The 24,840-nt window shown below is 52.7% G+C and carries 24 protein-coding genes, 1 tRNA gene and 3 pseudogenes; 23 read left to right on the top strand and 5 right to left on the bottom strand.

The features are described from left to right. The first annotated feature begins 84 nt into the window (after positions 1–84). From H2P46_RS08820 to H2P46_RS08845, 6 genes are all read left to right on the top strand, one after another. Positions 85–870: an IclR family transcriptional regulator gene (locus H2P46_RS08820; protein WP_193404735.1), complete on the top strand. Its 786-nt coding sequence runs from the start codon at positions 85–87 to the stop codon at positions 868–870. A 7-nt stretch (positions 871–877) separates the two neighbouring features. After that, positions 878–1,330, top strand: coding sequence for a universal stress protein (locus tag H2P46_RS08825; RefSeq protein WP_193404736.1), 453 nt, complete (start codon positions 878–880; stop codon positions 1,328–1,330). Between the two features lie 9 nt (positions 1,331–1,339). Next, positions 1,340–2,143 carry a hypothetical protein gene (locus H2P46_RS08830; RefSeq protein ID WP_193404737.1) on the top strand — a complete coding sequence of 268 codons (804 nt, stop codon included), beginning with the start codon at positions 1,340–1,342 and terminating at the stop codon, positions 2,141–2,143. 250 nt (positions 2,144–2,393) lie between these two features. Next, positions 2,394–2,675, top strand: coding sequence for a hypothetical protein (locus tag H2P46_RS08835; protein WP_193404738.1), 282 nt, complete (start codon positions 2,394–2,396; stop codon positions 2,673–2,675). A 469-nt stretch (positions 2,676–3,144) separates the two neighbouring features. Further along, complete coding sequence (locus H2P46_RS08840) at positions 3,145–4,020, top strand: SMP-30/gluconolactonase/LRE family protein (RefSeq protein WP_193404739.1); 876 nt, start codon at positions 3,145–3,147, stop codon at positions 4,018–4,020. 276 nt (positions 4,021–4,296) lie between these two features. Further along, positions 4,297–4,536, top strand: coding sequence for a hypothetical protein (locus tag H2P46_RS08845; RefSeq protein WP_193404740.1), 240 nt, complete (start codon positions 4,297–4,299; stop codon positions 4,534–4,536). A gap of 36 nt (positions 4,537–4,572) precedes the next feature. Here H2P46_RS08845 and H2P46_RS08850 read toward each other — a convergent pair. Continuing rightward, positions 4,573–5,465 (bottom strand): annotated as a pseudogene (locus H2P46_RS08850) (DMT family transporter). 177 nt (positions 5,466–5,642) lie between these two features. On the opposite strand from H2P46_RS08850, the gene H2P46_RS08855 reads away from it, so the two are divergent. After that, entirely contained in the window at positions 5,643–6,512 is an 870-nt protein-coding gene (locus H2P46_RS08855) for a helix-turn-helix domain-containing protein (protein WP_193404741.1), read from the top strand. Between the two features lie 77 nt (positions 6,513–6,589). Here the strand turns inward: H2P46_RS08855 and H2P46_RS08860 are convergent. Both H2P46_RS08860 and H2P46_RS08865 read right to left on the bottom strand, forming a co-directional pair. After that, positions 6,590–6,661, bottom strand: a tRNA-Arg gene (locus H2P46_RS08860). A gap of 73 nt (positions 6,662–6,734) precedes the next feature. Beyond that, positions 6,735–7,662: pseudogene (locus H2P46_RS08865) on the bottom strand (formate/nitrite transporter family protein). Between the two features lie 210 nt (positions 7,663–7,872). Between H2P46_RS08865 and ccmA the strand changes: the two are divergent. The 10 genes from ccmA to mlaA all read left to right on the top strand — a co-directional run bounded on the left by ccmA (position 7,873) and on the right by mlaA (position 15,757). Then, entirely contained in the window at positions 7,873–8,490 is a 618-nt protein-coding gene (ccmA, locus tag H2P46_RS08870; RefSeq protein ID WP_193404742.1) for a cytochrome c biogenesis heme-transporting ATPase CcmA, read from the top strand. Then, positions 8,490–9,149 carry a heme exporter protein CcmB gene (gene ccmB, locus H2P46_RS08875; RefSeq protein WP_193404743.1) on the top strand — a complete coding sequence of 220 codons (660 nt, stop codon included), beginning with the start codon at positions 8,490–8,492 and terminating at the stop codon, positions 9,147–9,149. Before ccmA ends, ccmB begins: the two co-directional genes overlap by 1 nt. Before the next feature lie 58 nt (positions 9,150–9,207). Continuing rightward, the gene (locus H2P46_RS08880) at positions 9,208–9,948 is read left to right on the top strand and encodes a heme ABC transporter permease (RefSeq protein ID WP_193404744.1); all 741 of its coding nucleotides are present in this window, start codon (positions 9,208–9,210) and stop codon (positions 9,946–9,948) included. Next, positions 9,945–10,178 carry a heme exporter protein CcmD gene (gene ccmD / locus H2P46_RS08885; protein ID WP_193404745.1) on the top strand — a complete coding sequence of 78 codons (234 nt, stop codon included), beginning with the start codon at positions 9,945–9,947 and terminating at the stop codon, positions 10,176–10,178. Before H2P46_RS08880 ends, ccmD begins: the two co-directional genes overlap by 4 nt. Continuing rightward, on the top strand, positions 10,175–10,660 hold the full coding sequence (gene ccmE / locus H2P46_RS08890) for a cytochrome c maturation protein CcmE (RefSeq protein ID WP_193404746.1): 486 nt from the start codon (positions 10,175–10,177) through the stop codon (positions 10,658–10,660). The genes ccmD and ccmE overlap by 4 nt, the downstream gene beginning before the upstream one ends. Next, the gene (locus H2P46_RS08895) at positions 10,657–12,615 is read left to right on the top strand and encodes a heme lyase CcmF/NrfE family subunit (protein WP_193404747.1); all 1,959 of its coding nucleotides are present in this window, start codon (positions 10,657–10,659) and stop codon (positions 12,613–12,615) included. The genes ccmE and H2P46_RS08895 overlap by 4 nt, the downstream gene beginning before the upstream one ends. Further along, the gene (locus tag H2P46_RS08900) at positions 12,612–13,169 is read left to right on the top strand and encodes a DsbE family thiol:disulfide interchange protein (RefSeq protein ID WP_193404748.1); all 558 of its coding nucleotides are present in this window, start codon (positions 12,612–12,614) and stop codon (positions 13,167–13,169) included. Before H2P46_RS08895 ends, H2P46_RS08900 begins: the two co-directional genes overlap by 4 nt. Then, positions 13,166–13,621, top strand: coding sequence for a cytochrome c-type biogenesis protein (locus H2P46_RS08905; protein ID WP_193404749.1), 456 nt, complete (start codon positions 13,166–13,168; stop codon positions 13,619–13,621). The genes H2P46_RS08900 and H2P46_RS08905 overlap by 4 nt, the downstream gene beginning before the upstream one ends. Further along, positions 13,621–14,832 carry a c-type cytochrome biogenesis protein CcmI gene (gene ccmI, locus H2P46_RS08910; RefSeq protein WP_193404750.1) on the top strand — a complete coding sequence of 404 codons (1,212 nt, stop codon included), beginning with the start codon at positions 13,621–13,623 and terminating at the stop codon, positions 14,830–14,832. The genes H2P46_RS08905 and ccmI overlap by 1 nt, the downstream gene beginning before the upstream one ends. A 160-nt stretch (positions 14,833–14,992) precedes the next feature. Further along, on the top strand, positions 14,993–15,757 hold the full coding sequence (mlaA, locus tag H2P46_RS08915) for a phospholipid-binding lipoprotein MlaA (protein ID WP_193404751.1): 765 nt from the start codon (positions 14,993–14,995) through the stop codon (positions 15,755–15,757). 59 nt (positions 15,758–15,816) lie between these two features. On the opposite strand, the gene fadL is transcribed toward mlaA, so the two are convergent. Next, a complete protein-coding gene (fadL, locus tag H2P46_RS08920) occupies positions 15,817–17,100 on the bottom strand; it encodes a long-chain fatty acid transporter FadL (protein WP_193404752.1) in 1,284 nt (427 codons plus the stop codon). A 358-nt stretch (positions 17,101–17,458) separates the two neighbouring features. Between fadL and H2P46_RS08925 the strand changes: the two are divergent. From H2P46_RS08925 to sixA, 4 genes and pseudogenes are all read left to right on the top strand, one after another. Then, a pseudogene (locus tag H2P46_RS08925) lies at positions 17,459–17,756 on the top strand (YfcZ/YiiS family protein). A 160-nt stretch (positions 17,757–17,916) separates the two neighbouring features. Further along, on the top strand, positions 17,917–19,227 hold the full coding sequence (gene fadI, locus H2P46_RS08930; protein ID WP_193404753.1) for an acetyl-CoA C-acyltransferase FadI: 1,311 nt from the start codon (positions 17,917–17,919) through the stop codon (positions 19,225–19,227). Beyond that, on the top strand, positions 19,227–21,344 hold the full coding sequence (gene fadJ, locus H2P46_RS08935) for a fatty acid oxidation complex subunit alpha FadJ (RefSeq protein ID WP_193404754.1): 2,118 nt from the start codon (positions 19,227–19,229) through the stop codon (positions 21,342–21,344). Before fadI ends, fadJ begins: the two co-directional genes overlap by 1 nt. Before the next feature lie 205 nt (positions 21,345–21,549). Further along, a complete protein-coding gene (gene sixA / locus H2P46_RS08940; protein ID WP_193404755.1) occupies positions 21,550–22,032 on the top strand; it encodes a phosphohistidine phosphatase SixA in 483 nt (160 codons plus the stop codon). Positions 22,033–22,066: 34 nt separating this feature from the next. Here the strand turns inward: sixA and smrB are convergent, their stop codons facing one another. After that, positions 22,067–22,615: an endonuclease SmrB gene (smrB, locus tag H2P46_RS08945; RefSeq protein ID WP_193404756.1), complete on the bottom strand. Its 549-nt coding sequence runs from the start codon at positions 22,613–22,615 to the stop codon at positions 22,067–22,069. A gap of 159 nt (positions 22,616–22,774) precedes the next feature. Between smrB and prmB the strand changes: the two genes are divergently transcribed. Continuing rightward, positions 22,775–23,707, top strand: coding sequence for a 50S ribosomal protein L3 N(5)-glutamine methyltransferase (gene prmB / locus H2P46_RS08950; protein ID WP_193404757.1), 933 nt, complete (start codon positions 22,775–22,777; stop codon positions 23,705–23,707). A 45-nt stretch (positions 23,708–23,752) separates the two neighbouring features. Beyond that, positions 23,753–24,838, top strand: coding sequence for a chorismate synthase (gene aroC / locus H2P46_RS08955; RefSeq protein WP_193404758.1), 1,086 nt, complete (start codon positions 23,753–23,755; stop codon positions 24,836–24,838). The last annotated feature ends 2 nt before the right edge of the window (positions 24,839–24,840 follow it).

Raw genomic sequence — 24,840 nt, forward strand, 5'->3', positions numbered from 1 at the left:
CGATATGCTGTATTGCAATGTGGTACACCCTGTAAAAAAAGCTTTATTCACGCTACAGTAGGGCAGCACAAACAGGACGATGCTATGGCTCAACTTCCATCCAGCCGCGAGGATGAAAAAATCGGTGGCATTCAGGTCATCGCTCGCGCAGCAAAAATTTTAAATGCTTTGGGTGATCATCCCGGCGGGATGAGTCTTGGGGAAATTGCGCAGGCGGTTGCTCTGCCCCGCTCAACGGTACAGCGTATTGTGGCGGCGCTTGACAGCGCTGAGCTGGTGCGCAGCAGCGGTGCAGGCGGTTTAAGGCTCGGCCCGGCGCTACTCAAGCTCATCTCAAGTGTCCATACCGACGTGGTAGATTTGGCCAGGCCGCTGCTGGAAAAGCTGTGTGCTGACACCAATGAAACCGTTTATCTGGCGCGCGCCAGCGGCACGCAATTGGCTATCGTGCATTACGTAGTGGCTTCGCGGGAACTGCGCGTCGTGCCGCGGATGGGATTAAATCTGCCGCTTTACAGCACCTCCGGTGGACGTGTGCTGCTGGCGCTGGAAAGCGATGATGATGTGCGAGTGATGGTGGGCGAAGCCTACCGCGAGCTCACGGAGATGACCGTGAAAACGCTGCCGCAACTGCTGCAACGTATCGCAGAAGTACGGGAAACCGGCATCTCCTACGATCGTGGCGAAACGCTGGAAGGTATTTCTGCCATGGCGGTGGCGCTGGATACGCTGTTTGGCCGTTTCTCTGTTTCCTTACTGGCACCGACCGCTCGATTTCTTAAGCACGAAGCGCGCTATCGTGAGGAAATACTTAAATGTAAAGACGCGCTGGTGCGCGAAATCGGCAAAATCGCCGCTGTAGAAGGATAAACATTTGATGAAAACCTTATTGATGGCCATTGATAATTCACCGGTTGCTGAAAAGGTCATTGACCTTACTACCGTTGAAGCGCTGGCGCATAACGCACAGGTAGTCGTGCTGTGTTGCATTGATCCGGCTTACTCATCGTGTAGCCAGCCGATTGAAATTGATGCAGGTGAAGATCCGGCTGATTTTCTTGCCGCGCAAGATGAGCAGAATACCGCCGAAATGGTGGTGCGTCGCGCACTGGCTCCGTTATTACGCGCTGGCGTTAATGCGCGTGGGATGATCCTAGCCGGCGAAGCCGCGGATACCATTATCGCACAATCGGAACAGCTTAAAGTCAGCATGATTATCATGGGTCGCCGTCATCTTTCATCCTTTAATCGTCTGTTTAAAGGCTCGGTGAGCGCATCGGTGATTGAACGCGCTCATTGTCCGGTGCTTATTGATGTGCGTAAGGATTAACTTCGTCGCATGATCTCTTTGTTTATCATCACGCTGGTGGCTTTTGCACTGCTGGCGTTAATTATCATTGTGTTGGTGAAAACTACCCGGTTTCGCCTCTGGCAGGGAGTGCTGGTTTTCCTGCTCCCGCTAATTCTGGCGAATTTACTGTGGTTCAGCTGGTTACAGCCCAGGCAGCAGCACGTGCAACAACGTGAACAAGTGGTGCAGTTACTAACGCAAACGCCGGGATATCGCGTTTTGCAAACGCAGGAACCTGCTCTATGGCAATTGCTGGTGCAGGAATTGCAGCACAAAACCCGGATGGGTGAATCGCCGCAACAAGCGTTAGGCGAATTGCGCGGTTGGCTGGCGAATGTGATCAACCGGCGTTTAATGCGCGCACCCGACGCGGCAGTAGTAAAGTATATCGCTGTGTCGGTACAGGAGATGCAGGCACTAAATAATATTGATCCGCAGCTTTGCTTTCGTTATCTGTATCCGCAAGTTAATGGTGGCGTTAATTTAGAAAAAACGCTTTCACCCGCATTGAATCAGCAAGACGCGCAGGCCATGGAAAAATTGCTGCTCGGCAGCACCGGCGGTGAACAGCAGATCGATAAAGCCGCGGCTCAGCGTGATCTACAAAATATTGTCGCCACGCTTTATAAGAAGTGGGGCGATAAGCTGCAACAGTTAAATATGCCCGCAGATACTGCGGTGGATCGCTCGTCAAGATGCGCCATGTCAATTGACCTCTACAGCGCTATTCTCGCATTACCTGCCAGGCAGGCGGCTAATTTACTCCGTAGAATGATTGCACTTACCGGTTAGCGGCCAAAAAAAGCCCGCTTAGCGCGGGCATAAAGGTCAAGATGATTTTCTTCTTCTGATTATCACCTGGTTTGGTGCAGACATCGTTTCGTCTGAAAATATCCTGACATATCGTCAGCGATAGGTGTAGGCGCTTAAACTTATCGATTTGATTGGTAAAAACTTGTGAAATGAAGCCGGTTCGCGCATTAATCCTATGGATGCGTCAGCTACAGCAGCTTACACTGCGCGGCAACGAGAGGAAATTCAAATGAAAAAAGTATTAGCCAGCGCATTAGCGCTAATTTTATTGAGCGGTTGTACCGCCAGCAAACCTGGTGCGTTTGAACGGATTGATGAAGATACCCGCTCAAATACAGTGCAATATCGTTATGATCCAGCCAAAGTAGATAAAGATGCAATGAAACTCGATCTGGCGAAATATTGTAATAAGCGAGGCTTCGATAAAGTTGAAACTTTACCGGCTCAGGACAGTCATGTTCCGGGATTAAAGAAAGCCTGGTTTCAGTGTAATTATGCACTGAAGAGTTAAAAAAGGGCGGGATACATTGTCCCGCCCTCAATATTTATTTTATGCTGTGTGAAATCTTTGCCCGTTAACGGTGATGATGCCTACCGTGATAACCTCCGTGATATCCTCCTCCGTGATCCCCCCCGCCATGTCGTGGTCCAATAATGCAGCCACTTAACAGGCTAATAAGGACACACACCGAAGCGACTTTAATTAAATTTTTCATGAAAAGTTCTCCTCTTTTCCGATAACAATGACGTTACGCTGGAAAAGTGAAGTAAAAATGCAGCAAATGTAGCTTTATTTAGAGAGATATTACGTAATATTTCAGCATGCGGTTTATTAAAACAGCTAAATATAAACCAATCAGAATCCACTGAATTAAAATTATTTCTGACGAGAAAAATCCTAAAATAAACAGAGAAATAATTCTCATTTGAAGCGGAATTGCCGCTACATTATTATCAGACTAGTTACTGGAGAGAAAATAATGGTGCACGTTGTTAGAACGGCTTTGGCGCTACAGGCCGAATTGGGGGAATGCCCGCTGTGGTCGGTAGCGGAACACGTTTTATGGTGTGTTGACATCCTCGCGCCTGCTATTCATCGCTTTGATCCACGTAACGGCACAGTGCAGACCTTTCCGCAGGCTGAAGAAGTGGGGTGTATTGGGCTGCGTGAACAAGGCGGCTTAATTGCTGCACTGCGTAGCGGCGTTTGGCTGCTGGACGATGAAGGTAAGCCGCAGCGTAAAATAGCGGATAATCCAGGCATCGCGGCACAAAGCCGTTTTAATGATGGTCGTGTCGATCCATGGGGTAATTTTTGGTGTGGCAGCTTATGGGAACCGCAGGACAAAAATGGCGGCTTGCTGTGTCGCGTAACGCCAGCGCTGGAATTAGAGGTAAAAGCGCGCAACGTAAAAATCTCTAACGGTCTGGCATTTTCTGCCGATCGCCGCTGGATGTACCACAGCGATACCCCGAACGAAGTGCTGTATCGCTATCCGCTCAATGAAACAGGGGAGCCTGGTGAACGTGAGATTTTCCGCCGCTTTGATGCGCGCGGGGGATTGCCTGACGGCGCAGCGGTTGATCGTGAAGGTTTTTACTGGTCAGCACAGTTTGATGGCGGCCGCGTGGTGCGCATCGACCCCAACAGCGCAGAAATCGTTGACGAAATTAAGCTGCCGGTAAAATGGCCAACAATGGTGGCATTTGGTGGGGAAGATCTCAAAACGCTGTATATCACCAGCTCACGAGAAAATCGTACAGCAGAAGAACTGGCGCGTTATCCGCAATCAGGCAATATCTTTTCGGTTGAGCTGGATGTCGCCGGTATCGCTGAGCCGCTCTTTCGTGGTTAAACGCGAAACGGTTGTTCTCGGGTGTGGACCTCAGTGATCGGGTCTGGCGGCTATATGCAGATCAGGCCGGAGTTTTGCGCGTGAAATCCCGGCCTGAACGGAAAAAAGCAGGCATGAAAGGCTGCTCAGACAGTATGAATCGTTTGGCGTAAAACGCGAACTGAAGGAGTGATGAATAAGCGTAATTAGCCGTAAGAGAAAGTTTCAAATACCGCTTTATGACAGCAGGTTTGCAGATTTTTTGCCAGGCTAAGAGTTCACACAACAGGAGGAAATATGAAAGACCGTACATATGAATCCGTCACCAGTGAGAATGAAGTTTGCTGCATAATCGGTCAGGCGGTGATTGAACTGAGCGTAGAGCAACAACCAGTGACAAAATCGACACTGGCATTAAAATTGCTGTCGATGGCCGATCAGGATAGTGACGATGAACGCGTATTGCTTTACTGGATTGCACGAAAAGCAATCAATCAGCCGCATACACTTAACATCAGTCAGCAGCAGTGGATGTAATACTCACCAGGATGCGGGCCGGGGCCCGCCTCTCCCTCAGACCATAGCGCGGCGCCACATGGCTGGCCAGCGAACAAACATAACCAAATTACCCAGCAAAATCATGACCAGGCCAAGGATAGCGCTTGAATGCCACTCGTATCTTTCATAGCGTGTCGATAAGGCTAAGGCCACCAGTGGAAACAGCAAAGTGCTGTAAGCCGCCTGGCTCGAACCAATCCGTCCCAACAAGGTGAAATAGGCTGCGAAGCCGATAACCGAGCCAAATATTGCCAGATAACTGACTGCGCCCAACCATTGCGGATCCCATGTTGGCTGTAGCGACCCCCCCTGTAATAGCGATAACACTGCCATCACCAATGCGCCATACAACATGCCGAAGCTGTTGGTGGTTAATACGTCACGCTTCAGTTGCTGATGGCGATTGCTAATCATATTCCCCAGAGAGAAACCTAACGTGCCGAGTGCGCTCAGCCCAATGCCCCACATCAATCCCGCAGAAGCTTGCGTATCGCGCAGATCATGCCAAAACAGTGCGACAATTCCCCCTATGCCTAAAAGTGCGGCGGGTAACAGCCGGACTGAAGGCCGCTGACGAAAGAAAATCCAGTTACTTATGGCGTTATATAATACCGCCATGGAGAAAATTACCGATTCCAGGCCGCTGCTAATCCACGCGGCGGCATAATAAAAACAGACAAAGTTGAAGCCAAAAACGCAGCAGCCTTGCAGCAAACAAAACAGGTGATCGCGTAGGGTTAAGGGACGCAGGCGGCGAAGCAGGCGCAGCATTAGCAACATCACCAGCGACGCCAGCAGAAAACGCCAAAAAACTGCGACGGTGACAGCACTGCTGCCTGTTGCGCGTAGATGGCAATCCAGGTGGTGCCCCAGATGACGACAACGGACAGGTATAAAAACAGATTCATAGACACTCTCCATACCAGAATGCGCGCAGTATGCGTTAGCCTTTGCGAGCTGGCTTGCATCACGCTGCGTTGAACTTGCAAATTCTTGCGTATTTTTCGCTGTGGTCCCGATGAGATCTGTTTTCTGCCGGCCTGGCTTCGTACACTAGCCGTCTGTTTTTGAGGACGGATACCACCATGAGCCGCTACCAAACGTTTGATATTCTGCAACGCGCCAATGCTCAGTTGCGCGATACGGTGCATTTAAACAGCGGCATTCAACTGGCTGCGTGGTTCAATCGCGGTGTACGCGTCACCAACCTCAGCGATCACCACACGCTCAGTCTTTATATCGCAGACGGTTATGACACCTGGCATAAAACCTCTCTCGGCTGGCGCAACGGTGGGGGACCAGATCGTTTCTGTCTGATGCCAGCCGGAACCGAATCAACCTGGGATGTGCGGGCAGATTTGTCGTTTGTGCACCTTTATTGCACCGAAATTCAGCTGCGCCAGCTAGCCGAACAGACGTGGGATCGCAGCCCAGCGCAGCTCAATCTTGATCAACAAGTTTTCGCGGATGATGATCGCATCACCCAGCTGTATCGCCATTTTTTATTGAGCTGCGACTGGCAACAGCCCGCTAATCAGCTAATGCTGAGCAGCGCTTCAACCTTGCTGCTGACGCACCTGTTGCGGCAATACAGTGAAGTGCAATGGCAACTGCCGCAGGTACGCGGCGGATTAGCGCCCGCTGTGCAACGCCGAATAATCGAATTTATTGATGCACAGCTTGATCAGCCGTTAACGCTGGCTGTACTGGCACAAGAAGCCGCGTTAAGTGAATTTCATTTTGCCCGCATGTTTCGTTACGCCATGGGTGAAGCGCCACATCAGTTTGTGATGCGCCGTCGCATGCTACGCGCACAGCAGCTGTTAGTACAATCGCAGCTTCCACTGACCGAAATTGCGTTACGTTGCGGATTTTATTCCGCCAGCCATTTCAGTAATCGCTTCCGTCAGGTTCACGGCGTTTCACCTTCGGTGTACCGCAAAGGGGTAGGCTAAGGGCAGCTAAAATGAACAGGAACGGGAAAGAAGGGGAGAAATATACGGTTTGCGTGGGAAAGATGCTGATTAAATAATATCCCCTGCAGGAATCGAACCTGCAACTAGCCCTTAGGAGGGGCTCGTTATATCCATTTAACTAAGGGGACGTCGGCGGGCAGTATAGCGCAGTTATACGCCAAATTAACCACGCCGACGTGCGTTTGCTCATTCCATCGACAATTAGTGCTCCTGTTGCTCTTCCTGACGGCGTTTCCCGGCCTTCTTTTGCTCTGCCTTAGCCTTAGCGGCGGCCAGTTCGCTCATATCATTACGAATTTGCGCATGACTGATTAAGGCGAAGATTAGCGTGCCGCCGGTGATATTGCCCAGCAGTGTCGGCAGAGCGAAAGGCCAGAAGAATTCTTGCCAGGCGATCGCACCGCTAAAGACTAAATAGAGCACTTCCACCGAGCCCACCACGATATGCGCCAGGTCGCCAAGCGCAACCAGCCATGTCATCATTATGATAACAAACAGCTTAGTCGCGCCAGCATAAGGAAACATCCATACCATCGTGGCAATAATCCAGCCTGCGATTACCGCGTTGGCGAACATCTCCCCTGGCGTGTTCTCCAACTTTTTGGCTGATCGTCGTGAAGGCATGATGCGTCGCATCATCAAAAACTGGCATTTCATTAAACGCCAGGGCAGCCAGAGCGGTGCCGATTAGGTTGCCGAGCAACACAATTCCCCACAAACGCAGCAGCAGCCCGCCATTGCTCCATGTCGGTTTATGCATGACAGGCAAAACGGCGGTAACGGTGTTCTCTGTAAACAGTTGCTGGCGTGCCATAATGACAATGACAAAACCAAAGGTATAGCCTAAATTCTCCAGCAAAAATGCGCCGGGTACGCCGTCGAGATGGACCAGAAAAATGCCTTTCGCCATCAGGGAGGCGCCCATGGATAATCCGGCTGCAATGGCCGACCACAGCAAGGCCATGCTGTCACGTTCCAGCTCTTTTTCGCCGTCCTGGCGTATCTCCTCATGGATCGCGGCGGCACGGGATGGGAGCGCTTCTTCATCGACTTCAATATCGGTGCCTTTTTCTTTTTCTTCGCTATCCACATCATTGTGGCCCTGATCAATGCCTGATGAATGCTTCATATTTTCTCCTGGTGACAATGCCAACGCGTAATAAGCGTAGACGGTTTTGGCTCGGCTAAAATGTAACTGTCGATAAGAATAAGAGTAACAACGTTTTAACCCTGCTTGTTTTTTGCACAATGCGGAATCTGAGGCGCCTGCCTGGGCTTCGGCCCACAGCATCATTGTGGTATTATCCTGGCCTCATTTATCTGGCGCGATTTTCCCTTCATGTTGGAAGTCATTAATCTTTCTTGTGTTCGCGACGAGCGCACCCTTTTTCACGGGCTCACGTTCAGCGTGGCGGCAGGTGATATTGTGCAAATTGAAGGACCGAATGGTGCAGGTAAAACATCTTTGCTGCGCCTGCTGGCTGGCCTGAGCCGGGCTGAGCAGGGTGAGGTCAGATGGCAATCCCGACCCATCCACCAGCAACGCGGAGTCTGGCATCAGACGATGCTGTATCTTGGTCACCACGCTGGCGTGAAAGCAGTGCTGTCGCCGCTGGAAAATCTGCGCTTTTATCATCGCGATTGTCATGACGAACAGATTTTTGACGCGCTGGAAAGCGTTGATCTGCTCGGCTACGAAGAAGTGCCGGTAGCACAGCTTTCAGCGGGACAGCAGCGGCGCGTGGCGCTGGCAAGATTATGGTTGAGCCGCGCTTCACTGTGGATTCTGGATGAGCCTTTAACTGCCATTGACAAAGCGGGCGTAGAAAAATTAATGACGAAATTCGCTCAACATGCCGATAACGGAGGTGCGGTGATTCTGACCACGCACCAGGATTTACCTAACAGCCATGCCAGCATACGTAAAATTCGCCTGAGCGGTGCGGAGCTAATTTAATGTTAATGCCGGTTATTCAGCGCGAACTCCGCATTGCCTTTCGCAGCGGCGCAGAAGTGATTAACCCGCTGTGGTTTTTCCTGATTGTGATTACCTTATTCCCGCTTGGTATTGGACCCGATCCGCAGCAGCTGGCACGCATCGCGCCGGGCGTGGCGTGGGTAGCGGCCTTGCTGGCCTCGCTGCTGGCGCTGGAGCGTTTGTTCCGCGATGACTTTATCGACGGCTCGCTGGAGCAACTCTTACTGTTGCCTGCGCCGCTGCCGCTGACGGTAGTGGGTAAAGTCATTGCGCATTGGTTGGTAACAGGATTACCACTGATTGTGCTATCACCACTGGCGGCGCTGCTGTTGTCTCTGGATTTTCGCGGCTGGAGCGCCATGGCGCTGACGCTACTGCTAGGCACACCAACCTTAAGTTTTCTCGGGGCAATTGGTGTTGGGTTAACGGTGGGATTACGTCGCGGCGGCGTGCTGCTTAGTCTGCTGGTGTTACCGCTGGCGATTCCCGTACTGATTTTTGCCAGCGCGGCGATAGATGCGGCAGGGCAGGGTTTACCTGTCAGCGGCTATTTGGCCATTCTGGGCGCGATGCTGGCGGCGAGCGCCACCTTAGCCCCGTTTGCCACCGCCGCCGCATTACGTATTACGTTGCACTGAATCGCACACGCTATAGACGTGGCGATAACAAATTTATTTTTAATGTGAGCAAGTCATCATGTGGAAATGGTTACATCAACTGGGCAGGCCCGAGCGGCTGTATCAGTTATGCGGGCGCTTAGTGCCGTGGTTTGCAGTGGCGGCTATCGCTACGCTGCTGCTCGGCTGGGCCTGGAGATTCGGTTATGCGCCTGCGGATTATCAGCAGGGTAACAGTTTCCGCATCATGTACATTCACGTTCCGGCGGCGATGTGGTCGATGGGGGTATATGCCTCAATGGCCATCGCTGCTTTTATCGGCCTGGTCTGGCAGATGAAAATGGCCGATTTGGTATCGGCCGCGATGGCACCTGTTGGCGCCGTTTTTACCTTTATTGCTTTGGTAACCGGCTCCGCCTGGGGGAAGCCAATGTGGGGGACCTGGTGGATCTGGGATGCGCGCCTCACTTCGGAACTGGTTTTGCTCTTCCTTTATATGGGCGTAATCGCGCTCTATCACGCGTTTGACGATCGTCGAACGGCCGGGCGAGCCGCCGGTATTCTGATTCTGGTTGGCGTGGTTAATCTGCCGATCATTCACTTCTCAGTCCAGTGGTGGAATACCCTGCATCAGGGATCTTCTGGCATATTGCAGCAGGCCATTGCGCCTGTGATGCGTTCGCCGCTGCGTTGGGCAATCCTGGGGTATCTGCTGGTGTTTGTCACCTTAACGCTAATGCGTTTACGTAATCTGATCCTGTTAACGGAACGTCATCGCCCCTGGGCTGTCGGCGTCGCGAATGGAGGACGCAAAGTATGATGCCTGCATTTGCTTCCTGGCATGACTTCTTCGCCATGGGGGGATACGCCTTTTACGTCTGGCTGGCCGTTGTGTTTACCGTTATTCCTTTAGTGGGTCTGGTGCTGCACACACTGTTGCTGCGCCGCCGTTTGCTGACGGAGATTCGCCAGCATGAATCCAGAGAGCGTCGTATTCGCGCGGCGAAAACTAAAAAAGCCGCCAGTGAAGCGGCAGGAGAAACCATGTGAATATCCGCCGTCGCAATCGTCTCTATGTTGTCGTGGCGATTTTAGTCGGGCTTGGACTTGCTACTGCGCTGGTCATGTATGCGCTACGTTCCAACATTGATCTGTTTTATACCCCGAGCGAAATTTTATATGGCAAAGGCGAAGCGCATCAGAAGCCAGAGCCAGGCCAGCGTCTGCGCGTTGGCGGCATGGTGATGCCGGGCAGCGTTAAACGCAATCCGCAAACCCTTGCCGTTTCGTTTAAGCTCTACGACGCCAACGGCGTGGTCAGCGTTAGCTTTGAAGGCATTTTGCCGGACCTGTTCCGCGAAGGGCAGGGCGTAGTTGCGCAGGGCGTGCTGGAAAAAGGTAACCTGGTTAATGCAAAAGAAGTGCTGGCTAAGCATGACGAAAAATACACTCCGCCAGAAATAGAAGACGCGATGAAAAAGAATCACACCGGGCCGCAGTCCACCTATCAACAACCGGGTAAACAATCATGATGCCAGAAATTGGTAGTTTTCTGCTCTGCCTGGCATTGGGGATTTCTCTGTTGCTGAGTATTTATCCGTTGTGGGGAGCACAGCGGCAGGATGCTCGCCTGATGGCGATGGCGCGCCCGCTCTCTTACGGCCTGTTTGCCTGCATTGCCGCGGCATTTATGTTGCTGGTTTACGCCTTCATCGTGAATGACTTTACTGTCGGTTACGTAGCGACTAACTCCAACTTGCTGTTACCGGTCTATTACCGTATCGCCGCTACCTGGGGGGCGCATGAAGGTTCGCTTTTGCTGTGGGTTTTACTGCTCAGTACCTGGACATTAGCGGTAGCGCGGTTCAGCCGTGGTATGCCGCAGGATGCCCTGGCACGCGTGCTGGCGGTAATGGGCATGATCAATCTTGGCTTTCTGCTGTTTATCATTTTCACCTCAAACCCCTTTGCCCGCACCTTGCCAGATTTCCCGATTGATGGTCGCGATCTCAACCCAATGCTGCAGGACATCGGCCTGATCTTCCATCCGCCACTGCTGTATATGGGTTACGTTGGCTTCTCGGTGGCGTTTGCTTTTGCGATTGCCTCGCTGATGGCTGGGCGACTCGATACTGCCTGGGCGCGCTGGTCACGGCCATGGACAACCGCCGCCTGGGTGTTTCTTACCATCGGCATCGTACTGGGCTCGGCATGGGCTTACTACGAACTTGGCTGGGGCGGCTGGTGGTTCTGGGATCCAGTGGAAAATGCCTCTTTTATGCCGTGGCTGGCGGGCACCGCGTTGATACACTCGCTGGCGATGACGGAAAAACGTGGCACCTTTAAGGCCTGGACGGTGTTGCTGGCGATTACCGCATTCTCACTGAGTCTGTTAGGGACTTTCCTGGTACGTTCCGGGGTGCTGGTATCGGTTCATTCGTTCGCTTCCGATCCGGCGCGCGGCATGTTTATCCTGGCTTTCCTGATTATCGTCATCGGCAGCTCCCTGCTGTTGTACGCGATTAAAGGCGGGCAGGTGCGCAGCCGGGTACAAAATGATGCCTGTTCACGCGAATCTTTCCTGCTAGGCAATAATGTTTTATTGATTGCAGCGATGCTGGTGGTTTTACTGGGGACGCTGTTGCCGCTGGTACACAAGCAACTTGGCCTTGGCAGCATCTCGGTGGGTGAACCCTTCTTCAATACTATGTTTACCTGGCTGATGGCACCCTTTGCTTTAATGCTCGGCATCGGGCCGCTGGTGCGCTGGCGGCGTGATGAACCGCAGAAGCTGGCGAAACGCCTGGCGCTAGCGCTGATCGTGACGCTGGCTTTTTCGATTTTTATGCCCTGGTGGTTGCAGGATCGTATTGAAGCGATGACCGTGGTAGGTCTGCTGATGTCGGTGTGGATTATTGTTCTGACGCTGCTGGAGCTGCACGAGCGCGCCACGCATCGTCACCCTTTTTTCGCAGGTTTGCGCCATCTGACACGCAGCCACTGGGGTATGGTGCTGGGTCACCTCGGGGTTGGCGTTACGGTGATTGGGATTGCGTTCAGCACTCAATATAGCGTTGAGCGCGACATCCGTATGAAGGCCGGTGACAGCGTCGATATACATAGCTATCACTTTGTCTTCCGCGGGGTGCAGAATCTGCAGGGGCCGAACTACAGCGGCGGGGCCGGTATTATTGATGTCTCACGCAACGGCAAGCCGGAAGCCGTACTGCAAGCCGAAAAACGTTTTTACACTGCTGCGCGTACCATGATGACCGAAGCGGCAATTGATGGCGGCTTTACACGCGATCTCTATGCGGCGCTGGGCGAACAGCTTGATGACGGTTCGTGGGCGGTGCGTATTTATTACAAACCCTTTGTGCGTTGGATTTGGTTCGGCGGCGTGTTTATGGCGGTGGGCGGCCTGTTCTGCCTGCTCGATCCACGCTACCGCTCGCGTAAAAAAGCCCAACGCGAGGATTTGGCATGAACAAAAAAATACTGTTTATTCCATTCGCTTTTTTCCTGTTGTTGGCGGCGGTGCTGCTGTGGCAGCTGTCGCGTAACGCGAAGGGCGACGATCCCACGCGTCTTGAATCCGCGTTAATCGGTAAACCGGTGCCGTTGTTTAAGCTTGAAGCGCTGGATCAACCCGGCAAGATTTACGACCAGGGCGTGTTGACCGACGGTAAACCGATTCTCCTTAACGTTTGGGCGACCTGGTGTCCGACCTGTCGCGCGGAACATCAATATTTGAACACGCTGGCAGAGCAAGGCATTCGTGTGGTGGGTCTGAACTACAAAGACGATCGCAGCAAAGCGGTGACCTGGCTAAATACGCTCGGCAATCCTTACGCGCTGAGTTTATATGACGGTAACGGTATGCTCGGTCTCGATCTGGGTGTGTATGGCGCGCCGGAAACCTTCCTGATCGACGGTAAGGGCATTATCCGTTATCGCCACGCGGGTGACATGAATGCGCGCGTCTGGCTGCAGGAAGTGAAACCGCTATGGATCAAATACAGTTCGGAGGCGGGCGCATGACACGCCTTATTTTATGTATCTGTGGCATGCTGTTTAGCGTCAGCCTGTGGGCTGCTATCGACACCTATCAGTTTGATTCGGTGGCGCAAGAAGAACAATACCGCAATTTAACCGCTTCACTGCGCTGCCCGAAATGTCAGAACAACAGCATTGCTGACTCGAATGCAATGATTGCCGCTGATATGCGCCTCAAAGTGTACGAGCTGATGAAGCAGGGCCAAAGCCGCCAGCAAATCATCAATTATATGGTGGCGCGTTACGGCAATTTTGTGACCTATGAGCCGCCGGTTACGCCATCAACGCTCATTCTTTGGGTTGGGCCAGCGCTGTTTGTGGTGTTAGGGGGATTAATCATTATTTTGCGCAGCCGCCAACGTAAAACGCGCAGCGAACTGGACGACAGCGAACAGCAGCGTCTTGACGCGATTTTGAAGTCAGACAGGAAGCCGTAATGAGTGCATTTTGGATCACCCTTTTACTGTTATTGCTGGCGGCCTGTGCGCTGTTTCTTAGCGCCGGCTGGCGTCAACGTCAGGCCAGTAATGGCGATCGCGATCGCCTGAATAAAGATTTTTACCAGCAAAGAATGGATGAGCTGGCGCAGGATGAAGCGCAGGGCGTGGTGGCTGAACGGCCCGTGATGGAACGTGAGCTGCAACAAACGCTGTTAACGGATATTCCTCCCGGTAAGGTCGCTTCAGTACACAGCAGCAGCCGCTGGATACTTCTGCCAGGTGTCATAGCGTTAATCGTTGTATCGCTGGGAACGTATCTGAAAACCGGCGGCCTGGCGCAGATGCGCGACTGGATGCAGGTAAAGGAGGAATACCCAGCGCTATGTGCTCGCGTGATGGACCCGCAAGCCAAACCGCTGAGCATGGAAGAGCTGGCGCATTTGCAGCTGGGCCTGCGCAGCGCGCTGCAATCTGAGCCGAATAACCGCAATGACTGGGCGATGTTAGGACGCCTCGGCATGGTGTTGAATAACGCCAATCTTGCCAGCCAGGCTTTTGAACATGCCTTACAGCTGGCACCAAATAATCTTGAATTAAAACAGGACTATGCCGAAGTATTAACCCGGTCCAGCGATCAGCAGGATAATCGTCAGGCGGGCTTAATTTTGCGTGATCTGCTTAAGGACGATCATAATAATATCCGTACATTAAGCCTGCTGGCGTTTAATGCGTTTGAACAGCAACAGTACGATCAGGCGATAAGTGCCTGGCAAACCATGCTGACGTTGTTACCGGTTGACGATCAGCGCCGCACGATGATCGCGCGCAGCATTGAGCAAGCAAAAACCGATGCAGGACAGCAGGATAACCGGCTGGCATTAACGGTGACTTTAGCACCGCAGGCAGAAAAAATGTTACCGCAAGGCGGAGTCATGTATATTTCTGTTTCTGACGGTGTATCACCGGTGCCTGTGGCCGTTAAGCGTATGCCGCTAAGCCACTTTCCGTTATCGCTGACGCTGGATGACAGTAACGCCATGATGCAAGATCGCCTACTGTCGGCGCAGCATCAGGTACAGGTTCGGGTGCGAATTTCCCGCGATGGCAGTGCCAATCCGCAGTCAGGAGACTGGTTTGGTCTGAGCGAGATAACGCCCTGGGATGGTCATCAGCATGTGGCTGTGGAAATTAATCAGCAGCAGCCCTGAAGCGATATACCCGTCATACTTCAGACTGCAGATGCGTAGGTATTGTCTGTTGCTCCCTGGCTCAGAGTGATCTCTGCTCCAGGGAATGCGCAGGTTCGCCGTCTTCCTGCAACCTGAAGTATTTTGGGTATACACTTTTCATCCGCACAGGGAGATTGGAATGAATTATCGCCTGACCAGTTTGGTTGTGGCCAGTGTACTTCTGGTGGGTTGTGCCAGTTCAAAGCCTGAAAACAACGAGCCTGCGCAGCGCAGTGATCCGTTCGAAGGCTTTAACCGCACGATGTTTAACTTTAACTACAACGTGCTGGACCCCTATGTGGTGCGTCCTGTTGCAGTGGCATGGCGCGATTATGTGCCGGTGCCGGCGCGTACCGGCCTCAGTAATTTTCTTGGCAACCTGGAAGAACCAGCCAGCATGGTGAACGCTATTCTGGTGGGCAATCCGCATGATGCAGGCATTCACTTCACACGCTTCTTCCTTAACAGCGTGCTGGGTCTGGGGGGCTTTATTGATGTGGCGGCTAAAGCGAACCCGGAGCTGGCACGTGAAGAGCCGCACCGTTTCGGCACCACGCTCGGACATTACGGCGTCGGTTACGGTCCGTATGTTGAACTACCTGCGTACGGGAGCTTCACCGTGCGTCAGGATGGCGGTGATTACGTCGACACGCTTTATCCCATCCTTGGCTGGCTGACCTGGCCGATGTCGATCGGTAAATGGACGCTTGAAGGGATTGAGACGCGGGCGCAGCTGCTGGATTCCGATGCGATCCTGAAACAGCAGAACGATCCGTATGCCTTTATCCGTAACGCTTACTTCCAGCGTCACGACTTTTTGGCGCGCGGTGGCAAGCTGAAACCGGAAGAAAACCCAAACGCTGCGGCGATTCAGGGTGATCTGCAGGACATCGACTCGCAGTAATTGAGGCGAAATAAAAAAGGCGACTCCAGTGAGTCGCCTTTTTTGATGGTGCCGCGCTATCAGAATTTGTAGTTGAAATTCGCGCCATACAGCCAGGCTTTACCGGTAGAGTTGAAAGTATAGGGGCCTTCTCTCACCGTGACGTGCTGACCGTGCATATAGGAAATGCCCAGGTCCACTGACGCGTCATCATTAAAGGCGTAAGACGCACCGGCGCTCAGCCATAAACGATCCTGGTCGGGAATGGAAATCGAGCGTTTGTCTGCCGGAACCGGGCTATCATCAAAGGCGATACCGGTACGGAACGTCCAGTTTTGGTCGTAAAAATACGTTGTCCCCAACGCCAGCCGATAAGCATCGCGATAGCTTTCATCTTTATAGAACAATGTCTGGCCGTTTGAGCCGGTGGCTTTCAGCTCCTGGAACTGACTCCAGCTGGTGTACGCCATGCTGTAATGCACCGCCCATTGAGGGGCCACTTTATGCCAGCCGGACAATTCCCACATTTCTGGCAGATTCAGGGTTAATGCGCCGGGGACGGTCATGCCGCCTGTGCCGTAAGGAATACCGGTTTGCATCGGATTATTGACGGCATTAAGTGCTGTGGGCAGGTTGCTCTTATAATCGCCATCAAAGTCGATTTTCACTTCGGAACGATAGGTAAAGCCGAAGCGATTATTTTCATCTACTTCATACAAAATGCCGACGTTCCAGCCATAACCCCATTCATCACCTTTCAGGCGGGCAATTTGTGTATCCGCCGGAACGCCCAACGCGGCGCCCGATTCACCGGCATAGCGCTCAATTTTGGCTTTTGCATATACTGCATCAAAGCCGACACCTACGCTGAAATGCTCATTCAACCGGTATGCGGTGCTGAGGTTAAGGTTGCCGGTCACTAAATCGGTTTTACCGCCATAGCCACCTGCGGTATAGCCGTTATTAAATTCGGTGGCCAGGCCATAGTTAGATGTCACAGAGGCGCCAATCCACCACTGATCGTTAACGGGCTGCACGTAATGGATATTGGGCACCCATTGGCTTGGCGCAATATTACTGGCATTCAGGCTGCGGCCACTTTGGCTGGTGCCGTTGATATTCACGTCGGGATCGATATACACCGCGCCAATGGAGAAAGAAGGGCGATTCATCAACGCCATCGTCGCCGGGTTACGGCTGGCCGATGCGGCGGTATCACCCATTGCGCCTTCACCAGAACAGGCGCGTCCTAAACCAATCGAAGAAAATTCATTTAATTGAAACCCAGCTGCGTAAACGTGTGAAGAGACAAGCGCTATTGCAGCCGCCACGGCTGACTTTGCAAACAGGTTTTTATGGCTCATGACCACAACCTCATGTGAATTATTATTTAACGCTATGACGACGCGTAACAAGGGACGGCGGATTGTAGGGACTGATGTCAAACGTACATATCAGACCAGTGCGGCAAGTATAGGTCCGACCTGTGTGTGTGTTGCAATATTGTTTTTAAAATATTTCTGGGTTGATCGATGAAAATTCGATCCACTTAACAAAAGCAGAAGAAGCGAACACAGCATAACGATTCATATTTGTTTTGGGTCAATTTTTATTGTGATATTCGTCACTTAGCGAGGCAGTCATAGCGCAAATCATCCTGAAGGCGTAAAATTTCGGACTGAAAATTACGCAGCTTGTCGAATTAATCGTCAGGAGAAAAAGATGTCTGATGCCATTAAAAAATGCAGTGCAAACGAAACCGCAGCCTGCTGTTGTGTCGATGTCGGCACCGTTATAGATAACAGCGACTGTACTGCAACCTGGACCGAATGGGTTTGCGCAACGTGCCGACGCTGAAACAAAATTGCAGCGCCTGAGCGAAAAGGCGCGTCAGGTTGAATCTGAACCTTGCGATATTGATGCGCGTTTCAGCGAAGAAGCAGACGGCGTTAAATTAGAGGCCGGTTTTACTTTCCCCTGCCAGGCTGAAACCCTGATTTTTCAGCTCAGCCTGCGTTAATCCGCTCACGCCGCTTATCGCGGCGTTTTTCATTTTCGTGTTTCCCTTCGCAAATTTTTCCTTTCGATATTGGCGGGGCAACCGCTTGTGGTTAACACTGTTGATCAGGTCAGACCTCTTTCGGCAATGATGCCCCGGTCCCGATTTACAGGTGAAAACAATGAGCAAAGCGCAGTCGCTGCTGACGCGTGATGGCGAGCGCATCGCCATAACCCACGGATTACGTACACCTTTCCTGCGGCAGGCTAGCGGCTTTCATGGCATTCCGGCGGTTGAGTTAGGCCGCATGTTGATAAGCGAACTGATGGCGCGCAGCGAATTATCCGCAGAGGTGATTGAACAGCTGGTGTTTGGTCAGGTCGTGCAAATGCCAGAAGCGCCCAATATCGCCCGTGAAGTGGTTCTCAGTAGCGGCTTAAGTGTGCATACCGATGCTTACAGCGTTAGCCGCGCTTGCGCGACCAGTTTTCAGGCGGTGGCTAATGTCACCGAAAGTCTGTTGGCGGGAACAATCTCGGCGGGCATTGCGGGCGGTGCGGATTCCTCTTCTGTGCTGCCCATCGGTGTCAGCAAAACGATGGCGCGTGCGCTGGTGGATATGAACAAAGCGCGCAGCTTCAGGCAAAAACTCCATATTCTGCGCCGTCTGCGGCCACGTGATCTGCTGCCCGTTCCGCCTGCGGTGGCAGAGTTTTCGACCGGTTTACGCATGGGCGATACGGCTGAGCAGATGGCAAAAAGTCATGGCATCACGCGTGAAGCACAAGACGCGCTGGCGCTGCGTTCTCATCAACGTGCCGCCAAAGCCTGGCAATCCAGTGTGCTGAGCCAGGAAGTGATGCCGGTTTTTGTCCCACCGTGGAAAGCGCCGATTGAGCAAGACAATAACGTGCGTAGAGATGCGAAACCCGCGGATTATGCGCGGCTGCGTCCGGCGTTTGATCGCCAGCATGGCACAGTTACTGCCGCAAACAGTACCCCGCTTACCGATGGCGCGGCCGCAGTAATTTTGATGCGTGAAGGCCGTGCACGCGAACTGGGACTCAAACCGCTGGGGTATCTGCGCAGCTACGCTTTTACCGCAATTGATGTCTGGCAAGATATGCTGCTCGGCCCGGCTTATGCCTCGCCGCTGGCGTTAGATCGCGCTGGCCTCTCCCTAAACGATTTAACCCTGATTGACATGCATGAAGCCTTCGCGGCACAAACGCTGAGCAACCTGCAGATGTTCCGCGACGAACGTTTCGCTCGCGAGGTGCTCAACCGTCCACACGCTTTGGGCGAAGTGAACGAAGAACGTTTCAATGTGCTCGGTGGCTCTATTGCTTATGGTCATCCTTTCGCCGCCACCGGTGCGCGTATGATCACCCAAACTTTACAGGAACTACGGCGACGTGGTGGTGGTTTAGGCCTGGTGACCGCCTGTGCAGCGGGTGGATTAGGTGCGGCAATGGTTCTGGAGGCCGAATAATGGAACAGAACGCTTTTCATTTACAGATGCGCCTCGATCACGTGGGTATTATTACCCTTGACGTACCGGGCGAAAAGATGAATACGCTCAAGGCTGAATTTGCCGCGCAGATTGCTGCCATCATTGCCGAAGCGCGGCGTGATAAACAGTTGGCAGGATTAGTGTTGATCTCTGGCAAGCCGGACAATTTTGTAGCGGGGGCGGATATTAGCATGATCGATCGTTGCCAGACAGCGCAGGAAGCTGAAGCGCTGGCGCGGCAAGGCCAGGAAGTGATGGCTTCACTTGCGGCACTACCTTTTCCGCTGGTGGCGGCAATTCATGGCGCTTGTCTGGGTGGCGGCCTGGAGCTGGCGCTGGCCTGTGATGCACGCATCTGCTCGCTGGACGATAAAACCAGGCTGGGACTGCCAGAAGTGCAGTTAGGTTTATTGCCGGGTTCGGGCGGCACGCAGCGATTACCGCATCTGATTGGCATACAGCAGGCGCTGCCGCTGATCCTTACCGGGAAAACCCTGCGCGCTAAGCAGGCACGTAAACTGGGGCTGGTCGATGATGCTGTACCGCAGGCGATCCTGTTGGAAACTGCGATTGAGCGAGTAAAAAAAGGCAAAATCAGCGCGCGCGTCTTACCAATGCGCGAGCGTTTATTACAGGGACCCATCGCCCGCCAGGCTTTGTTTGCGCTGGCAAAGCGTCAGACTGACCGCAAAACGCACGGCAATTATCCAGCGGCAAAACGTATTATTGACGTGGTGCGTATCGGGCTGGAGCAGGGCAGCCGGGCCGGGCATGATGCCGAAGCTCAGGCGTTTGGCGAACTGGCGATGACGAAAGAATCAGCTGCGCTGCGTAGTCTGTTTTTTGCTTCAACGGCCATGAAAAAAGAGCAGGGCGGTAATGGCGAAGCGAAAATTATTCAGCGCGTCGGCATTTTAGGTGGCGGCCTGATGGGGGGAGGAATTGCCAGCGTCAGCGCCATTAATGCCGGATTATCGGTGCGGATCAAAGACATCCATCTGAATGGCGTCAATCATGCGCTGCAAACCTGCTGGGAATTGCTGAGCGAAAAGGTAAAACGCCGCTATATCAGCGAGGCACAACGTCAGCAGCAGCTGGCGCGCATTACGGGAGGCATTGACTATCAAGGCTTTACGCAGCGCGACATGGTGATCGAAGCGGTATTTGAAGAGCTGGCTCTGAAACAGCAAATGGTCCGCGAAGTGGAAGAACATTGCCAGCCGCACACTATATTCGCCTCTAATACCTCGTCATTACCTATTGCTGATATAGCGGCGAAAGCACAGCGCCCCGAGAATGTCATTGGCCTGCACTATTTCAGCCCGGTAGATAAAATGCCGCTGGTAGAGGTGATTCCACATGGCGGGACATCGGAGGAAACGCTGGTCAGCACCGTGGCGCTGGCGCGGAAACAAGGCAAAACGCCAGTTATCGTGGCAGACAGGCCGGGCTTTTACGTCAACCGCATTTTGGCACCCTATATAAATGAAGCGATGCGCTGTCTGCTGGAAGGCGAGCCGATCGATCATATTGATCGTGCGCTGGTGAAGTTTGGTTTTCCCGTCGGGCCTATTCAGTTACTGGATGAAGTGGGTATTGATGTCGGCAGCAAAATCATTCCGATTTTACAGCAGGCTTATGGCGATCGCTTTGCTGCACCCGACGCGTTTGACGCCGTACTCAAAGATGGAAGAAAAGGGCGCAAAAATGGTAAAGGATTTTATTTATATGGATCGCATCGTGGTCAGCAGAGAAAGGCTGATCCTTCGCTGTATGCGTTGCTGGGAATAAAACCGCAGGTGAAGCAAAGCGCAGCGCAAATTGCCGAACGCTGTGTGATGATGTTGTTAAATGAAGCGGTACGCTGTCTGGATGAAGAGGTGATTCGGCAGCCACGCGATGGGGATATTGGTGCTGTTTTTGGCATCGGGTTTCCTCCCTTCCTCGGGGGACCGTTCCGCTACCTTGACCAGCTTGATGCAGCTGAGGCGCTTAATACATTAAGCCGCCTTAAGCAGCAATATGGCGATCGTTTTATACCTTGTGACGCTCTGGAAAACCTGGCTCAGCAGCAGAAGAAATTTTACATTTCTTAGGGCGGGCAGAATAACCTTACTGATTCAGCGGGTTGGCAGGGTCTCATCAGCGTCTGCGGCACAGCACGATTCTGAGATGTGCTTATTTAATAAACAACCGGTTGACTATACTGAAGCCATTAAGGTACAACACGGCGTTCATTCGCAGAATGATAAGCCAGACGCGCTGGCGTCTGGTGATGTCGACAAACAACAGCGGTGCTTTATGCAAGTTTTTATCATGCGTCACGGCGATGCAGCTCTGGAAGCCGCAAGCGATTCGGTCAGACCTCTGACGCTTTGTGGGTGTAACGAATCACGCCAAATGGCGGGCTGGCTCAACGGTCAGACGCTGGATATTGAACGCGTTCTGGTGAGTCCGTATTTGCGCGCTGAACAAACGCTCGCAACGGTACGTGAAGCATTATCCTTGCCTGCCGGGCAGGACGTTTTACCTGAATTAACGCCGGGCGGCGATCCGGGGCTGGTGGCCTGCTATTTACAGACGCTGGCGAACGAGGGGGTGAAATCGGCGCTAGTGATTTCGCATTTACCATTAGTGGGTTATCTGGTTTCTGAACTCTGTCCGCAGGAAACTCCGCCGATGTTCGCCACTTCCGCTATTGCCTGTGTGGATTTTGATGCCGTTCAGAGTAAAGGCAAATTATTGTGGCAGGTAAGTCCTGCAAAACTGGCGAAAGCCATTTAATGTCTGTGGGCCGAATCAGCGGCCCAATCCCCTCTCAAGGCAGCTCGGGCGGTTGCCACTCCTCTACTTCAATCAATACCAGCAGCGCTGCGTCGCCGCCAAATAGCTTTGGTGCCTGATGAAAAGCCATCACAAAAGGGTGCTGAGCCAGCCATAACGGCGTTTGCTGTTTCAAAATATGTTTACCATGACCGGTCATTACGCTGGCGCAAAACAGATGTTCGCGTCGGCAGGCGGCAATTAACGCGCCCAGTTCCTGCTTGGCCTGCTGCTGGGTCAGGCCATGCAGGTCGAGAAAAATTTCTGGTGTGTAATCACCACGACGCAATTTTTTCAATTCAAAATGGCTGACATCGGCGCGTACATAGCGTGTTGCGCCTTCGGTTGATAGCAGCGGCTGGAACTCATCAGAAAAATAATGGCTGTTATCGGCCTGCTCAGAAAACAACCGTTTTGTTGGCACTTCGCGGATTTTCACCAAGGGTTTGTGCACAATCGTATCTTGTTTCAGCTTACGTGTTCCGCTCATCAACTGGCGAAACAGCGCTTTATCGTCCTGGCTGAGGCGTGTTTTTTTACTCATGGCGGGTAAAGTGTGTCAGAAAAGGTTGGTTTTCAGGGAATACGCTACCTTACCGTTAAGTGTCATTAAATGTCAGCTTTTTCACCTCGCTGCGCTGAATTCTCCATGGCTTCATGGCACACTATCGGCCGATTTAGCAAATGGCCTGCGGAGGGCTGCGTGGACAAAATTTTCGTCGATGAGGCAGTGAACGAACTGCACACTATTCAGGATATGCTGCGCTGGGCGGTTAGTCGCTTCTCTGCTGCCGGGATTTGGTACGGACATGGCACAGATAATCCCTGGGACGAAGCCGTTCAACTAGTCTTACCGTCGCTCTGGCTACCGCTTGATATACCAGAAGATATGCGCAATGCGCGCCTGACCGCCAGCGAGCGTCATCGGATTGTCGAGCGGGTTATTCGCCGCGTTAATGAGCGCATTCCGGTCGCCTACCTGACCAATAAAGCCTGGTTTTGCGGTCATGAATTTTATGTGGATGAGCGAGTATTAGTGCCACGCTCGCCGATTGGCGAGCTGATTGAAAACCGTTTTGCCGGTTTGGTCAGTGACACGCCGCACCATATCCTTGATATGTGCACCGGCAGCGGCTGCATTGCGATTGCCTGCGCATACGCTTTTCCGGAAGCTGAAGTGGATGCCGTGGACATTTCCACAGATGCGCTGGCGGTTGCTGAACAAAATATTGAAGATCATGGCCTGATGCACAACGTTACGCCAATTCGTGCTGACCTGTTCCGTGGCCTGCCTGAACTGAAATACGATTTAATCGTCACCAATCCGCCTTACGTTGATGCGGAAGACATGGATGATCTGCCAGGTGAATATCGTCATGAGCCGGAACTCGGACTGGCAGCAGGCAGCGATGGGCTGAAACTGGTGCGCCGCATTCTTGCCTGCGCGCCAAATTACCTCAGCGAGCAGGGCGTCCTGATTTGTGAAGTGGGCAACAGCATGGTGCATATGATCGAGCACTATCCCGATGTGCCGTTTACCTGGCTGGAATTCGACAACGGTGGCGACGGTGTATTTATGCTGACGCGCCAGCAGATCGTTGACGCGCAACATCATTTTTCTTTTTTCAAAGACTGAAAGCGGGGCGAGTATTCGCCTGTTGAACCGTAACAAGGAAACAAAATGGCCGGAAACAGCATCGGACAATTTTTTCGAGTAACAACCTTTGGCGAATCCCACGGCATCGCGCTGGGCTGCATTGTGGATGGCGTGCCGCCAGGTATTCCGCTCACTGAAGCGGATATTCAGCACGATCTTGATCGTCGTCGCCCCGGCACGTCGCGCTATACCACGCAGCGCCGGGAGCCGGATCAGGTGAAAATTTTGTCCGGTGTGTTTGAAGGCATCACCACTGGCACCGCAATTGGTTTATTGATCGAAAATACCGACCAGCGTTCTCAGGATTACAGCGCGATCAAGGATCTGTTCCGTCCAGGCCATGCGGATTACACCTACGAACAAAAATATGGCATGCGCGATTATCGCGGTGGCGGCCGTTCTTCCGCACGCGAAACCGCTATGCGCGTGGCGGCGGGGGCTATCGCTAAAAAGTATCTGCAAATGAAGCACGGCGTTGTGGTACGCGGCTATCTGGCGCAGATTGGGGATGTGGCCTGTGAGCTGAAAGACTGGGGTATCGTGGAAGAAAATCCATTCTTCTGCCCGGACGCTGACAAGCTGGACGCGCTGGATGAGTTGATGCGTGGCCTGAAGAAAGAGGGCGATTCCATTGGCGCGAAAGTTACCGTGATGGCTGAAAACGTGCCAGCGGGTCTGGGTGAGCCGGTATTTGATCGGCTGGATGCCGATTTAGCGCACGCATTGATGAGTATCAACGCAGTGAAAGGCGTTGAGATTGGCGACGGCTTTGCGGTGGTAAACCAGCGCGGCAGCCAGCATCGTGACGAAATTCGCGCTGACGGTTTCCAGAGTAATCACGCAGGCGGCATTCTTGGTGGTATCAGCAGCGGTCAGGTAATCAGCGCTAATCTGGCGATGAAACCGACCTCCAGCATTACCGTGCCGGGTAAAACTGTTACCCGTGATGGCGAAGAAGTGGAAATGATCACCAAAGGCCGACACGATCCGTGCGTAGGTATTCGTGCCGTACCGATTGCCGAAGCCATGATGGCTATTGTGCTGATGGATCATCTGCTGCGCCAGCGCGCGCAGTGCGCTGGCGTCAATTCTTCCGTACCACGCTGGTAATT

Source organism: Mixta mediterraneensis (assembly GCF_014946725.1).
Classification (GTDB): Bacteria; Pseudomonadota; Gammaproteobacteria; order Enterobacterales; family Enterobacteriaceae; genus Pantoea; species Pantoea mediterraneensis.